Below are 14,165 nucleotides of genomic sequence, written 5' to 3'. Positions count from 1 at the left end.
GGGCCTCTTACGGCGTGATCCGCCTGGGCATCCCTCGATGAATCGCACACGACCGTAGTCTACATATAGAAGGCGTATCGCCCTTGCGGGCGTTCGTCGAGTCGAAAGTGCCGGAGGATCTGGCCGACCCGGTCTGCCGTGCGAGTGGTGATGGGCTGTCGAGCGTCGAGTTGTGTTTGGTTCCAGTTCATTTTGGTTAGCGCGAGCAACTCTTCGGCGATCTGTTCGGGGCTGGACTCGGTGTCTACCAGACGGAACGGCAGTGGGGATGGGATATACATGCCGGGGTAGGTGCCGTAGAACGGAACGCTGCCGCGGGTGTAGAGGACATGGCGTCGTTCGTCGACGCTCAGCAGCGTGCCGCGTAGAGGTGGGTGGGCGGCGTCGCGGAAGAGCCGAACCGGGTCGCTGGCTGGTAGCCAGATCAGTTCGATGCTGTCGATTCCGGCGATGTCGGCTGCGGTCCGGAATCCTCCGATCTCGTCAGGCGTGTATGACGAGGTCTTGTGGAGAACGACTCGTGCGGGCAGGGTCCGGTGCTCGGCCCGGTACCGGCTGAGAGCATCGGTCAGCAGCTTCTGGGCGTCGGCTCGATCGAGGTGTGGTTGACGGTCGTGCCGCGAGACCGTGGCGGCGGCGCCGCGGACGATGACGCCGTCGCCGCGCTGGTTGAAGACCTGCGCCACGCTGGTCTCTAAGGTTGTGTGGTCGCTGCTGCGATAGAAGGTCACGCCAACATAGCAGCTGGTCAGATCAGTTGGGTTACGTGGCAGCCGCCAGGGCACGCCGCCGGCCTTGTAGTACAAGGCGGTGTGTAGGTTCCATGCCCGCGTCGCTTCGTCCTGAAGGCGCCGCTTGTCGGTCCCGGGCGGCTTGAAGCTGGGATCCCACGTGCTGCGGCGGACGATCTGAATGGGCCGGCTGTAGCGCATGGCGACGGCTTTGAGGAGGGCTCTGAAGTCGTCGACCGGTTCAAGAGGCGGTGCCTTGCGCCACGGCGCCTCGGGGTCGATCTGTGGGGCGGGCCGTTCAGCCAGTTTGTCGGGCCGAGCGATAAGGATGACGTCACACGCGGGTTCCTCGTCGAGAACATCGAGTTCTGCCGCGTAGAGGTCGACGGCCTCCCGGGTGGCTTCCTGCGGCTTAAGGTCCGCGAGTCGCTTGAGGTCCCGGTCGCGGATTGGGCGTTCCAGCCGCGAGTCCCATACCAGCGTTGACCGGAATCCCGCGCCGGCGTCGAATCCGGGGAACGGAACGAACAGGTGCCCGAGCCGGCTGTCCTTCGCATCGATAGGCAGGCGGCACCGGTCGAGCCAGCGGCGCAGGCCTTGGATGGCGGCGGGTGTGCCGACGATGCCTGCACGGATGGTGCGCATCGCCTGGGGGCCAGCTGCGTCTGCCGGGCCATAGTCGGTGATTCCGTGGCGTGGGTCGATGTGGCGGGCACCTCCGCCGAACTCGAGCGGCGGCTCCTCCAGGATCGTCAACTTCACGGTTCCACCTCGAAGAGGGTCAGCTCGTCCTGATTGGAGTGCGTATCGGGGGCGTCCTGGTCGTCGTCGGCGTCTGCGGTCTTGCGGGGGTCGGCCAGCCACGCCGTGTCGTCAATACCGCGGTCGGACTCGAAGGTCAGCAGGGTGCCGTAGCCAAGCACTGTGTCCCGCGGGTCGAGCACGTTGTCATCATCGTGGAGATACGCGGCCCACATGCGGGTTTGGCCATAGACAGCGGGGTTGCGGTCAAGGCGCTTGATGCCCGCGAGCAGGTCTGAAAGGAACAGCGAGTCGCGGTGACCGTCCCGGGTGTAGTGGTAGGTCGGCGTCAATGCGCAGTGCCACGCGCCGTCGATGGCGATGAACTGCCACTCCAGAGCGGCGTGCTGGCAGTAGCTGATCTCGTCCGGCGCGGCCTTCTTGTACTTCGGGTTGAACACCAGGCGGGTGCGGCCTGTGCTGCTGCGGATACTGCGTGGTGACATGTCCTCGGTTGCTCGAAAGTAGAGAACCTCGCGCCCGCCATGCCAGTTGCAGTCGGCTCGGACGTCATGACGAAGGGTGAAATTGAGTAGCTGCGTGAGCGCACGTTCCCATACCGGGTCGCCGCCGTTGGTCCACTCGTCGGTGGGGATGACATTCGTCGGCCCCGTGGGGACCGCGGCCAACGAGGTCGACTCAGGTGGGCGGAAGGTGTAGATCTTGTCGCCACGCAGGATGAAGTCACCCCGGGCTTCACCGGCGGTCTCTGCCTGTCGCGCCATGACCTCGCGCGATAACCGCAGGTCTGTGGTGGCGCAGTAGATGATGTCTGGCACCTCGATACTGAGCAGGTTGCTCGTCAGGGTCTCCGGCCGGGGTATGGACGCTGGGGCATGCGCGCGACCGTGCGGGTCGGCAAGGCTGAGTAGCCGGTGCCCGGCCTCGGCATCGAACCGCTGGGTCAGCTTGTCAAAGTCGATTCGGCCGGATGCTCGGCGGGACGGGTCGCTGAACCAGCCCTGCACGTACATCCACCATGCCTCGCCGGTCTGGGGATGTGAACAGACGAGCAGAACGGGGACGTCAGCGCTCATCCAGTAGTCGACGTCCGCCGCATCGCACAGGTAGTGGAAGCCCCGGTCATTCTCGCCAGCGAACGGCCGTTCCCGGGCCTTGCTTTGCACCAAAATCGAACGGTTGCCGACCTCGCCGGTGACGGGGTTGCGTAGCTCAATCTGGCCGTCGATGCCGGCATCAAGCTTGCGTTCGTGCCAGACGAAGCCCATCTTGTTAACGAGCTGGTGGATCAGCGCGATGCCACTGTCCCCGATGTGCGCGCTCTTGTCAATCTTCTTCACGTCGCCCCTCGCGCTGAACATGAAGGCGTCACTCCTCGCAGGAGCATTTACCCGCCGCCCTGCCGCAGCGCGGCCAGGTTACCGGTGGGGTCTGACAGGACCCAGCCGAGAGCCAGACGTTGGTCGACGCCACGAGGCTGTGTGGATCACTGGCTTCTACCGGCTCTTGACTACCCCCAACAGCCAGGACGTGTACCGCCGGTACGGCTACCTCCCGAGGCCCCCGCTCACCCCGGCCCGTCGGGTCATCCCACGCGCATCGCGACGTCCGCCACGCCCGGCGCCAGTTAGACCGTCCGCACCTGACCACCCACCACCGGGACAGCTTGCTTGGGCGCACCTACGCCGAGCAGCAACACCCCCCCCGGACGCGGGATGACCGCTGTTCCGTCCGCAGCCAGCCCAGGACGGTCCATGCCAGTAAGAACGCTTCGGTCCAGATCCTCGAACAGCACGGTGGTGGTGTCCCGCTTGAGCAGGCCCGGCTAGCTCAGGCCCTGTCGAGGGGCATAGATCGCTGGCGCCCTTCGGACGTCCGCAGGACAATCTCAGGAACTGGCTGGAAGGGCATCGTGGTTTCGGCGCGGTGCCGTGTACAGCGCGGTGACGTAATTGTCGATCGCCGTCCCGCCGGGTTGGCGGGCGACCACCTCGGCGACGCCGTCGAGGAACGCCTCGCGCTGGTCAGTGCTCAACTCGCGTACGTTCGGGAAGGTCCCCCACAGCCCGCGTGCGCCGTGCGGGGTCAGCTGGTGTTCCCAGCGGATCATCTCGACCTGGACAGGGCCGAACCAGTTACCTGCCCGCAATTCCGCCGTGCGCTCGGCGACCCGCAGCGGCGCTGGCACACCGGCGGGGCCGCGCCCCTGACCCGGTAGCCATCGTCGGTACACCGCGTCCAGCTCCGTGCGCCAGGGCGGGCTACGGTCGGGGTCACCGAAGACCGTCCACCACACCGCCAACCCTCCGCCCGGCCGGACGAAGCGGGCCAGCCGTCGCACCGCTGCGTCCTTGTTCAGCCAGTGGAAGGCGGTGGCGCAGACGGCCAGGTCGAAGGTGTCGTCGGGCAGCGGCACGGTGGTGAAGTCGCCCTCAACGACGGTCACGCCGTGGCCGGCCAGGTTCGTTCGCAGCCGGGCCGCCAGCCGGCCACCGAGTTCCACCGCCAGCACCGACGCACCGGAGTCCACGAGGGGACGGGTCACCTGCCCTGTTCCAGGTCCGATCTCCAGGACGCGCGCACCCGGTCGCAGCCCACGCTCGGCAAGCACCTCGTACACCCGCGGCGGGTATCCCGGCCGGGCCGCCTGGTAGTTGTCCGGGTCCTCGTCGAAGCTGCCCCGCCGGCTCAGCCGCTGGTCGTCGCCGCTCACGTCGCGAGCGTATTCGCTTAGGTGACCGGGTCGGGCGTGGCCGCACGCGGTCGTCCGCTGCCGCTTCGATGGAGGTGGGTTTCACCCCGCCTTGCGGCGCTTCCGGTTGATCTTCTTGGCGACGGCATCGGCGGCGTCCTGGTGCATCCGTTTGGTGACGCTTTGGTAGGTGTCGCGGGTCAGGGTTGTGGTGGAGTGGCCGAGTTGCTCGGAGACGACCTTGATGTCGATGCCGGCGTCGAGGGCGATGGTGGCGGCGCTGTGGCGCAGGTCGTGCAGCCGGATCGGGGGTAGCCCGGCTTTGCGGACGAGTTTGCGGAACCGTTGGGTGACGGCGTTGGGGTGCCACGGCTTTCCGTCGGGGCGGACGAAGAACAGGCCGGTGTCGGGCCATGTGTCGCCGGCGGCGAGTTGCCAGGCGGCGCGGCGGGCCTTGTAGGCGGTGAGGACTTTGGTCGTGTCGGTGTCGAGGGCGACGTCGCGGTTTCCGGCTCTGCTTTTCGGTGGTTTCTGCACGGCGGTGTAGCCGTGGGTGGCGATCTGGTTGTTGATGGTGGTCTCGCGGCGGTGCAGGCGTACCTCGCTGTCGCGCAGGCCGCACGCCTCGCCTCGGCGGGGTCCGCGGTAGGCCATGTAGTGCCACATGGGGTGCAGGTCGGGGGCGTGTGCGGCTGCGTAGTCGAGGAACTGCACGACCTGGGAGTCGGTCCAGACCATCACCGGTCCGGGGACCTCGCCGGTGGCCTTCCACCGTTGCACGCGTTCGTCCTCCCACACGATTGGTAGGGGCCGGTCGGCGGGGACCTTGATCAGGGCGGCGGGGTTGGCGCCGACGATGAGTTCGTCGGCGAGGGCGTCGTTGATCGCTTTGCGCAGGCAGGCGCGGATGCGCTGGCGTGTGGTGGCACCGGTGGGTCGCACGCCGGTGACGGACGCGCGCACGGCGGGGTCGCTGCTTGTCTTCGCGGCGGCGATCTCGTCGTTGCGGCGCTCGATGGCGGCGAACATGGCGCGGATGTGGGTGGTGCGCAGCTTGTCCAGCGGGATGTCGCCCAGGTGTGGGATCAGGTGGACCCGGGCGATCGATTCGTAGCCGCGCTGTGTGTTCGCGTCGATCGTGAGGTGGGTCAGCCAGTCGGTGAGGTACTCGGCGACGGTGGGCATGTCGGCGAGCGCGCCGTCGCCGCGCAGCCGCTGGCGGATGCGGTCGACCTCGGGCAGGGGACGTTTGGCGCGTACGGCGGTTTGCAGCAGGTCGGCGATCTCGGTGCGGCGGCGCCGGTCACCGGTGGCGAGGGCGAGCAGGTCGCGGGCGTGGTCGAGTTCGTCGGCGGCGGCACGGCGGGTGGGAAAGCTGGAGCGGCGTAGCTGCCGGCGCCCGCCGTCGGTGGTGGGTGGTAGTTCGAGCTGGTAGGCCCAGTGGCCGTGGTCGGAGCTCCAGGCTCGGTTCGCGCGTCGTAGTTTCGGGCAGTCGTTTCCCCATGGTTTGCCGGTGTCGGGGTGGCGGCAGCCGCAGCGCTTGAAGATGCTTCCGTCTGGCATCGGAGGTGGTGCTCCCGTTCGTCTGGGTGGTGGGGCATCGGTTTGGTCGATCGACATCCACGCGTGACCGGCGGCCACGATCAAGTCGCCGCGGTGCCAGGTCCGGTGGGTGGTCCATGCGCTGGGGCCGGTGACCGGCGAACGTCAGATGCACCCTGCTGCGGAGTCTGGGATCCTGTCTGGTTCGCGTGAGATCGGGCATGGAGGACGGCCAGTGGTGGCGACAGATGACGTGGCGAGGGGCCGAGTGCGGCGCCCACAACTGCACGCGGCAGTGGGCCAGTTGATGGCGGCGGTGCTCGGCGACTTGGCCGCTCGCGACGGCGTGCCGGTGTTCGCGACCGTTCCCGACTTCGGCGAGTGGCACCGCCACGGGCAGGAGTCGTTCGTCGCGATCCGCCGCGGCGCCTGGCAGATGCCGGCCCGGGTCACCGACTACCGATTCTTGAACACCTTCGCCGAGATCGGGGCGGTGCGGGCCGTCGTGGCCGCCGATGAGGTGCTGCTCGAGCGGGTGGATTGCCTCGTCGGCGTGGAGTTCGCCCTCACGCTCCGGCAACTGGGCCCGACGCTGGTTAAGCACGTCCTCGAACCCATGGTTGCCGCCGTCCGGGGGTACCGGTTCGACCAAGAGGCATTCGACGCCGCGTACAGCAGGTTGGAGGACGGTTTGCTGGCCACGCGGGCGCCGCTGGTCAAGGTGGTCCCACTCAACGCCTTCACCCCCACCGCGGGCATCGAGGCGGTCACGTTGCCGGACGGCCTGGTGCTGCAAGCGATGAGCGGACCGGCAGGTGAGCACCGCGATCGGCTACCTCGCGGCGCCGATCACCTTCGCGGGCGGCCCGACCTCGGTGACCGTGTCGCGGTTCCACCAGTGGGCCCTGACCCGCCGCACCTCGTACCCGGTGTGCTCGGCCATGGACGTACCCGCCCAACCGACGGCGCCGGATTCAGGCGCGCTGGTCGAGCCAGCCAGCCGTCTCGTGGCTGCGCTGCGGCTGGTGTGCGGTGGGTCCGTCACCGCGACTCGGGCGATCCGCTACCCACCGGACGACGACTTTCCCCAGGGACTGGGGCCGACGGCGTCACTGTCGGCGCTACCCACCTTCGACGAAGACCGACCGACAATCCTCGGGCGAGAGCAGGTTGAGGCGGTGCGCGAGGTCTACGCCCGCCTCGCGCATCCCGCGGTCCGGGAGAACCGGGGTCTGCAGACCGCGCTGCGCCGGCTGGTCCTGGCCGGGGCCGACCGGGTACCGACCGACCGGCTCATCGACCTGATCGTCTGCGCCGAAGTGCTGTTCATCAAACTGCCGGGCCTGCCAGCGGATCGTTGGAAGCAGGACAAGGTCGTTGCCGGAGCGACCGCGCTCTTGGCGGACGATCCTGTCCTGCAGGCGCCGCCCGAGCGGCTCGAGGCACTCCTGCGTCTGGGGTACCGGCTCCGCAACGACGAGATGCACGGCGACGACCCGAGCTCTCGGGAGCTTCGCACGCTCACCGGTCAGCCGACAGATGACCTGTCAGCCGTCGTGGATGACATCGAGCGGGTGTTGCGTCGCGCCCTGGTCCGGCTCCTCTCCGGCGTCGTCGAGCAGTAGTCGGCGCGACTGCACCGGCACGGCGTATGGAGCCGTGCCGGTGGACCGTGCCTACTACCCCGGGCGGGGTCAAGACGTAGGCCTGCAGCCCGTGGTGTCCCTGTCCCCGCCCGAATACCCGCCGTCCCCGTCGGCACCCGCCCCGCCCGTGTCATCAGCTGTCGAGACCGGCGGGGACTCGAGGTGCAGTTTCCGCAGGATCGGGGCGGTCGGCACGCGGTAGTGCGCGCCGGCCCGGAACAGGGGCACCGGGAACGCGTCGCGGGCGGCCAGCTTGTAGGCCGCCGAACGGGAGATGCCGAGAATCGCGGCGGCGGTGGCGAGGTCCGTGGTCGCCCCAAGCGCCAGGATGCGCTCCGTGGTCCACGTACAAGCTGCGGCGTCGCTCCGTGGGTTGGCGGCGGGGGCGGGCCTGCGGGTTCGTCGTGCTGATCGCATGAGCGGTACCGGCGGGTCACCGGCGACCAGGTCGGTCGGTGTCGGATCGACCCCGGCCGACGGACCGGTGTCGGCGGTGGGATCGGGATGCGGGTTGTGGTGCTGCGGCGTGTGCTCGCTCATGTGGTGTCGGCTCCGCGCCGCACCGTGGTGCGCTGACACCCTCAAACCGGTGTTTGTCAGCCGTGGCGAACACCTGCCCCTCTCACGGTGATCTCGCAGATGTCTGACAACGGGTTCCCATCCGCATGGCTGTCCTGACCCCCGGGGACACCCTTGCAGACGCCGGCGCCACGACGTCGGAGCAGCGTCAGGAGACTGTCAGAGCCCACCATCAACCCAGCTCTGTCAGACACCCAGGGTTACGACCACCTCAACCATGACAGCGACGTACGCCGATGACACAGGAGTGCTGACCGGCGTTGTCAGACCACTGTCCGGGTCCCCAGGGCGGCAGCGGCGTCACCGAGGACACCGGCTCCGGGCCTGCCAGTCGGACGGCGGCTCGTCAGACCGTCACGGCCAGCCGGGCGGACGCTGCCAGCCGGGCACGCCGACGCGCGGCGCCCGAGGGGATGCCGATAGGCGGCGGTGAAGCCGGTCGCGGTCTGACACCGCTGCGCCTTATGGCGCTGTGAGATCGTGTCAACGGGCAGGTCAGCGTGGCTTTGTCGAAACGATGACGCACGTCGACGTCGATCGTCAGTGAGCGGTGCACGACGGGCGGCGGACCCCGCCGAACCGGTGTCCGTGCCTACGCAGCCTGCGCTGTCAGGAGTCCGCGAGACCACGGTGGCGCAACGGCGGTCAGGCGTGCCGGCCGTACCGCTCCGGCCCGTCATCGACGTTTGCCGCTGACATGGGAGATCGTGACATGAGCTCCGCCGCTGCCGGCTGACCCGACTCGCCTCTGAACGCAGTGGACACCGCCTTCGCCGACCTGACCTGCGACCCCGACCCGCTGTCACTGGACCTCGACACGCTGGCCGGGCAACTCGGCGACGACAGCGGTCTGCCCGGGGGTGTCATCGCGCTGCCGGCGTTGCGGCAGTGGCTGCTGGAGCATCCCCGCGCCTACCGGGTGCGGGACGTGGTGTGGCAGGAGCTGATCCGCCGCGCCCGCCTCGACGGGCCCGCCTGGGCCATCACCGCGGTCGCCCTGGCGCCGCCCGCGCTGCGCCGCTACGCCGGCCGACTGCACACCGGCTGGGCCAGCGACGCCCACGACCTGGACGCCGAGATCCTCACCGCCTTCCTGACCGCCCTGCGCGACCGGGTCAACCTGGGCCCGCCCGGCGCCGTACACGGCGCTGATGCTGGTGGCGGCCTGACCGCCGGCCGTCCCGCTGGCGGTCCCGGCGCGAGACCGACCTCCTGGTCGGGCCGGCGACCGCGTACGACGAACCGACACTTCCCACCCGCGACGACCGGCCCACCCCCGGTGCGGGAAGGTCGTCGCGCTCACTGTCGGATCGCCAGTCGGGAACCTCACCGACCTGACAGTGACGCCCATCGGACGACGCTCGGCGGCTGTGGCACTCCCGCGCCGACGCCCACAGCGGTCCGCCCCGAAGCGACATGAGCGTCAGACCGGGCCGCTGACCACGGCTGTCAGACATCGGTGAGGTCGTGTCGGAGCGCTGTGGGACCGGCAGGTGTTCGCCAGGGCTCACAAACGCCGGTTTGAGGGTGCGGAACTCCTCCGGCGTCACCACGGCGCCCGGCAGGTGTCTCCCGCGAGGCGTTGCCTCGACGGGTCATCAGCGCTGTATTCGGCTCGGTCCGGGGTTGCTGTCCGTGTTCCGGTCCGCGCTGCCCACCAGGTCGGGGTCCCGCTTCAGGTGGACGGTGACACGGACCCGCACCGGCGTCTGTCAGCGCAGCACCGGGCCGGTGTGACAGTCCCGGCCCGCTGCTCAGAGACACCACCGGTGTCATCTCTGCCCTACCGCGAAACCGGAAGGAAACCCTCGTGCCTGACCACGTCCTGCGCGTGCAGTCCGTACTCACCACCCGCGACCATCTCCTCCTCGAATGGCTCACCGACCACGGCGTTTTCACCACCCCGCAGCTCGCCCACGCCCTGTTCCCGTCCCTGGACTTCGCCCAACACCGACTCGCCCGACTCACCGCGCTACGGGTCATCGACCGGTTCCGGCCCTTCCGCCCCGACGGCGGATCGTTCCCCTTCCACTACGTCATCGACCAACTCGGCGCGGAAGTCGTCGCCGCCCAACGCGACCAACCCCCACCCCGCCCCGGCCACGCCAAAACCAACCGGCGGCGCTGGACCGCCGCCCGCACCCTCAACCACCGACTCGGCGTCAACGGCTTCTTCACCGACCTCGCCGGCCACGCCCGCACCCACCCAGCACACACCCTCACCCGCTGGTGGCCCGAGTCCCGCTGCGCACAAACCGGCGCGTTCGCCCGACCAGGCGACCCCGTAGCCCTACACGCCCTGACCGCCCCGATCCGCCCCGACGGCCACGGCATCTGGACCACCCACGGCGCACAGCTGCCGTTCTTCCTCGAATACGACACCGGCACCGAACCCCTCACCGAACTGATGCGCAAACTCATCGGCTACACACAACTCGCCGCCGCCGGCGGCCCCCGCTGGCCGGTGCTGTTCTGGCTCCACTCCGCCACCCGCGCCCACCACCTCCACCAACACCTCACCACCACCCCCCTCACCGTTCCCGTAGCCACAGCCAGCCGCGACCACGCCACCCACACCCGCCACAGCCCCGCCGGACCAATCTGGCAACTCCACGGCCACCCCGGCCCACTCACCCTCGCCGACCTCGCCACCACCACCTCCACCCCGCCCACCACCCACAAACCACCGAGCTGACCAAGCGTGCGGCGACCTCCCCGGCGACTTGACCTTCGCCAAAAGGTGAGCGTGGATGGCTCCCGCCAGAGCCGACGCGCGGCGACAAGTGACCATCGCGCATCAGGCAACCGCGCCCATGAGGGTGCACCCGACGAAGGGCCTACCGATGCCCAAGCCTCACCGCGAACGACCCGGACGCCTCGCCGCAGCACCCGACGACATCACCGACCCCCTGCTACGGCCTCGCTTGACGTCCTCGCCGCCCACCAACCCGCACACGACGGCAACCGCCGCAACCTGCAATGCGCCGGGCAAACCGGCATCTGCACCGCGGCATCCAACGCCCGCCGAGCGCTCACACTCGCCCGAACAGCCACACGCCCCGCCAACCCCGCACCCCTCCCAGCACAGCGGGGAGCGGCACCAAGACCACCCGCACGACCCAGCAGGGACTTCATCGGCTGGTTCACGACACCCAAGCCAGCCCCGGCTACCGAACTGCCTGATCCTGGACCCCGGCGAAGACCGATCACATCACGGCGACACGTCGCATAACACCGACACCCACCGGCGGCCCCCTGACGACCAACGTGTCAACGCCGCCTCACACGGTGCTCTGGCACACATCCTGTTATTGATCTTGTTGATGGCTCATCGTGTGGTGAGGACTCGCTCGCGGGAGGAGGTCGAGGTTCGCGCGGCCGTACATCTGTCGCCTGCTGGTCTTGATGCGGTTGACCTGGCCCTCGACCGGGGCCTGAGCTCCAGGAACTGGCTGAGATCGGCGATGACGGCGTCACGGTCGCTGGCCAGGCCCGCGGCGAAGCCGCGGATTTCGGGGTATCCGGCGTGGCGGGAGCGGTTGATCCAGGCGTCGAGGTGCTGCCCGGTCCCCTCGTGGCGGACCAGCGCGGCAAACCCGCGGGCGAGGCCGGCGACGGTGTCGAGGCCCGGGCAGCGGCTGCGGGTGTCGGCGAGATCAGCGGCGTCGCGCAAGGCGTAGGGGGATAGCGGTTATACGCCGTCGAGCGGAGGCCGGTGGGCATATAAAGGATTGAGCGGATGCCAGTGCAGTCCATCCATGACCCAGACCCAGGCGACTCGCAAAGTGCCGGTCGGCTCACACCGGCACGAAACCTCACGCACGCAGCACGTTGACAACCGGGCACCAACGGAGCACCAGTCCCCCGTCATGCGGAATTGTGGACCACATACCGGCCGTCGACCGCCATCCGTGTTGGAGGTCTGCCGAACTTCCGCCGGCGAGGCCCTGGTGCCCGCACTGGACCACACCCCGACGGTCGGGCTCGTCCCGCTTCCCGGCGCCTTCGTGCGTGTACTGCGTGCGGCGGCTCGCCGCGGATTTCGGTAGCCCTTCGTGCACGCTGTAGCCGGCGGTGGTGCGCTGCCGCACGACCGCCAGTTGTCCGGCGTGTAGGTCAATCTCGCTCCAGCGCAGGCCAGCGGCCTCGCCACGACGCAGAACCGCGCAGGGCGATCAGCCACCACAGGGCGAACAGGGCGTCGCCGCGGAGACGGTCGAAGAACGCGGCCATCTGTGCCGATGTCCATACCGCGATGCCGGGCCGCTCACCGGCGGCCTGTCACTCGGCAACCCGGGCTTCGGCCCAGACCTTGGCCTGTGGACGCGGACAAGGGGTAGTTCCACCCGGCAGGCCGGGTTGTTGGTGATCAGCCCTTCGCGGACCGCGCCGCCCGTAGGGTGGTGTGGACGTGTTGCAGGGTGCAGGCGGCCTGGGGTTGCCCGGACCGGTTACGGATGGCGGCGATCTGCGCGGACGCGGCGGTGAGCTGCCGTGGGTTCAGACCGCCGAGGGCCAGCAGACCCAGGTGCGGGATCACGAATTGCTCGACGTCGCGGGCCAGCAGTAGCGGTATAGGGTGTTACTCGCCTTGGATTTCGGCATGTCATGTCCCACTGGCCAGTCGAGTGTCGATCTGTAGGACACGCGGGTGATGTCGCTGGAGCGACCGAACCGGCACACTGCGTGCATGCCGACTCGACTTCGACCTCGCCCAGACCTGTCCAGCTAGAGACGGTGCGACCTGGCAACAGCGACGCAGTCACGCAGGCATTCGAGCTCGGCTGCCAGTTCAAGGCTCGACTCGGTATGCAGATGCGTGGGGCCTACGAGCAAGCCGCCGGGGACGGGCACCTGCTGGTGGCCAAACAAGACGGCAAGGTGATCGGATTCGCGCTCTATGGAACCGCCTACCAGCGAGTCCGCCTCGCCCATCTCTGCGTGAGCACCGAGCACCGCCGCAGCGGAATCGCCACCATGTTCGTGGAACATCTCTCCACGAAGCATCACGATCTGGCCGGCATAAGCGTCAAGTGCCGCCAGGACTACGGGATCGACAAACTGTGAGCCCTTTTCATCCTGCGTAGCGGTTGGCTTCGACGCGGTGCAGCACGAGGATGGCCCGCACGATCGCGGTCGCTCGGTGTGGGCAGCAGCGCAGCTAGACCAGGATCTTCCAGGTCTTGAGGGTGGCGATCGCGCGTTCGCCGCGAGCCCGGATCTTCGCCTGGGCCCGGTTGACGGCCTTCTGCCGGCATGACAGCTTCGGCCGGAAGCGGCGCCGCTTGAACGGGGTGCGCACGCTGCCGTGGGCACCTTGATAGCCCTTGTCCGCGAAGGTCGTCATGTCGGCGCCGGTTAGGGCGTCGATGATGCCGTGGGTGCGGGCGGCGGTCAGATCATGCGTCGAGCCGGGCAGCGCGGCCGAGGCCCAGACGAGACGCCCGGCCGCGTCGGCGATGACCTGCACGTTCACGCCGTGACGCTTGTGCTTGCCGGAGTAGTACGGCTTCTGGTTGGCGACCCGGTCGATCGGGATCAGGGTGCCGTCGAGGATTGCGTAGGCGAGCAGACGGATCCTGGTCATGGCCGTGGCCACGTGGTCGGCGGTCGCGGCGAGCAGGTCGATGGCCTCGCGGACATAACGCCAGGCCGTCGCGACACCGATGTCGAATCCGGCGGCCAGGCGTGCCGGGGTGTCACCATTGCGCAGGTGGGCGAGGGCGAGCAGGGCTTGCTGGCCGGGGTCGAGGCGTCGCCACCGGGACCGTCGCTGCTGGCGGCGGGTTCGGATGAGGGCGGCGAGGTGGTTCAGGCTGCGGGTGGACAACGGAATCGCGGCAGGGTAAGACAGCACAGCGAGGCTCCCGGTTGGGGCATCTGATCTTGGCCGATTGCTGTCTTACCGGGAGCCTGTCCTACATGGACATCGACCTCCCGCGCCGCCCGTGACCTGCACCGTCACGACGAAAATGGCCATACTCGGCCAGCGGGCCATTGACCAGGAGTTTCGAGACGAATTCGGCCTCTATGGAGGCGTAAGAAACGGGTGAGGCCGCATCGGTGATCATGGAGTTGCAACGCTTCACGACTCCGAGGAAGACCCCACTCGCCGATGACATCATCTCTCATCCCTGCACTGTCCGTAGCAGCACCCGCCTCCATCACCGAGGCCACGCCAGTCACCGACGGTGAACACGCCGGACTGCTGCA

General features: G+C 68.6%; 12 protein-coding genes and 1 pseudogene. 5 read left to right on the top strand and 8 right to left on the bottom strand.

What is annotated here, in order from left to right; translation table 11 throughout:
- Positions 1–59: 59 nt before the first annotated feature.
- The 4 genes from ACN27D_RS18560 to ACN27D_RS18545 form a co-directional block, all read right to left on the bottom strand.
- On the bottom strand, positions 60–1,493 hold the full coding sequence (locus ACN27D_RS18560; RefSeq protein ID WP_421499609.1) for an argonaute/piwi family protein: 1,434 nt from the start codon (positions 1,491–1,493) through the stop codon (positions 60–62).
- Positions 1,490–2,854 carry a DUF4365 domain-containing protein gene (locus tag ACN27D_RS18555; protein WP_421499608.1) on the bottom strand — a complete coding sequence of 455 codons (1,365 nt, stop codon included), beginning with the start codon at positions 2,852–2,854 and terminating at the stop codon, positions 1,490–1,492. Before ACN27D_RS18555 ends, ACN27D_RS18560 begins: the two co-directional genes overlap by 4 nt.
- Positions 2,855–3,381: 527 nt before the next feature.
- Positions 3,382–4,206: a class I SAM-dependent methyltransferase gene (locus ACN27D_RS18550; protein ID WP_421499607.1), complete on the bottom strand. Its 825-nt coding sequence runs from the start codon at positions 4,204–4,206 to the stop codon at positions 3,382–3,384.
- 81 nt (positions 4,207–4,287) lie between these two features.
- On the bottom strand, positions 4,288–5,748 hold the full coding sequence (locus ACN27D_RS18545) for a site-specific integrase (protein ID WP_421499606.1): 1,461 nt from the start codon (positions 5,746–5,748) through the stop codon (positions 4,288–4,290).
- 274 nt (positions 5,749–6,022) lie between these two features.
- Between ACN27D_RS18545 and ACN27D_RS18540 the strand changes: the two genes are divergently transcribed.
- Together ACN27D_RS18540 and ACN27D_RS18535 are read left to right on the top strand one after the other, a co-directional pair.
- A complete protein-coding gene (locus ACN27D_RS18540; RefSeq protein ID WP_421499605.1) occupies positions 6,023–6,901 on the top strand; it encodes a hypothetical protein in 879 nt (292 codons plus the stop codon).
- 4 nt (positions 6,902–6,905) lie between these two features.
- Positions 6,906–7,352 (top strand): hypothetical protein, encoded by a 447-nt coding sequence (locus ACN27D_RS18535; RefSeq protein WP_421499604.1) that lies wholly within the window; start codon positions 6,906–6,908, stop codon positions 7,350–7,352.
- A gap of 69 nt (positions 7,353–7,421) precedes the next feature.
- Here ACN27D_RS18535 and ACN27D_RS18530 read toward each other — a convergent pair whose 3' ends face one another.
- The gene (locus tag ACN27D_RS18530; RefSeq protein WP_421499603.1) at positions 7,422–7,913 is read right to left on the bottom strand and encodes a DNA-binding protein; all 492 of its coding nucleotides are present in this window, start codon (positions 7,911–7,913) and stop codon (positions 7,422–7,424) included.
- Between the two features lie 796 nt (positions 7,914–8,709).
- On the opposite strand from ACN27D_RS18530, the gene ACN27D_RS18525 reads away from it, so the two are divergent.
- Positions 8,710–9,372 (top strand): hypothetical protein, encoded by a 663-nt coding sequence (locus ACN27D_RS18525; RefSeq protein ID WP_421499602.1) that lies wholly within the window; start codon positions 8,710–8,712, stop codon positions 9,370–9,372.
- A gap of 390 nt (positions 9,373–9,762) precedes the next feature.
- Positions 9,763–10,647 carry a replication-relaxation family protein gene (locus ACN27D_RS18520; protein ID WP_421499601.1) on the top strand — a complete coding sequence of 295 codons (885 nt, stop codon included), beginning with the start codon at positions 9,763–9,765 and terminating at the stop codon, positions 10,645–10,647.
- A 633-nt stretch (positions 10,648–11,280) separates the two neighbouring features.
- On the opposite strand, the gene ACN27D_RS18515 is transcribed toward ACN27D_RS18520, so the two are convergent.
- Entirely contained in the window at positions 11,281–11,625 is a 345-nt protein-coding gene (locus ACN27D_RS18515; protein WP_358177832.1) for a hypothetical protein, read from the bottom strand.
- Positions 11,626–12,321: 696 nt separating this feature from the next.
- A complete protein-coding gene (locus tag ACN27D_RS18510) occupies positions 12,322–12,492 on the bottom strand; it encodes a hypothetical protein (protein WP_358177829.1) in 171 nt (56 codons plus the stop codon).
- A gap of 197 nt (positions 12,493–12,689) precedes the next feature.
- On the opposite strand from ACN27D_RS18510, the gene ACN27D_RS18505 reads away from it, so the two are divergent.
- Positions 12,690–13,019: a GNAT family N-acetyltransferase gene (locus ACN27D_RS18505; RefSeq protein ID WP_358177826.1), complete on the top strand. Its 330-nt coding sequence runs from the start codon at positions 12,690–12,692 to the stop codon at positions 13,017–13,019.
- A 7-nt stretch (positions 13,020–13,026) separates the two neighbouring features.
- Here ACN27D_RS18505 and ACN27D_RS18500 read toward each other — a convergent pair.
- Positions 13,027–13,809, bottom strand: a pseudogene (locus tag ACN27D_RS18500) (transposase family protein).
- Positions 13,810–14,165: the final 356 nt, after the last annotated feature.

The organism is Micromonospora sp. WMMD1274 (assembly GCF_049179035.1).
In the GTDB taxonomy this organism is placed as follows: Bacteria; Actinomycetota; Actinomycetes; order Mycobacteriales; family Micromonosporaceae; genus Micromonospora; species Micromonospora tulbaghiae.
Note: the sequence above shows the minus strand (reverse complement) of the source record. Positions and strands in the feature narration are given on the sequence as shown.

Bases quoted from the DNA above. Each gene is read 5' to 3' on its own strand.
- ACN27D_RS18555 (WP_421499608.1), bottom strand. From the start codon at position 2,854: ATGTTCAGCGCGAGGGGCGACGTGAAGAAGATTGACAAGAGCGCGCAC.
- ACN27D_RS18545 (WP_421499606.1), bottom strand. From the start codon at position 5,748: ATGCCAGACGGAAGCATCTTCAAGCGCTGCGGCTGCCGCCACCCCGAC.
- ACN27D_RS18530 (WP_421499603.1), bottom strand. From the start codon at position 7,913: ATGAGCGAGCACACGCCGCAGCACCACAACCCGCATCCCGATCCCACC.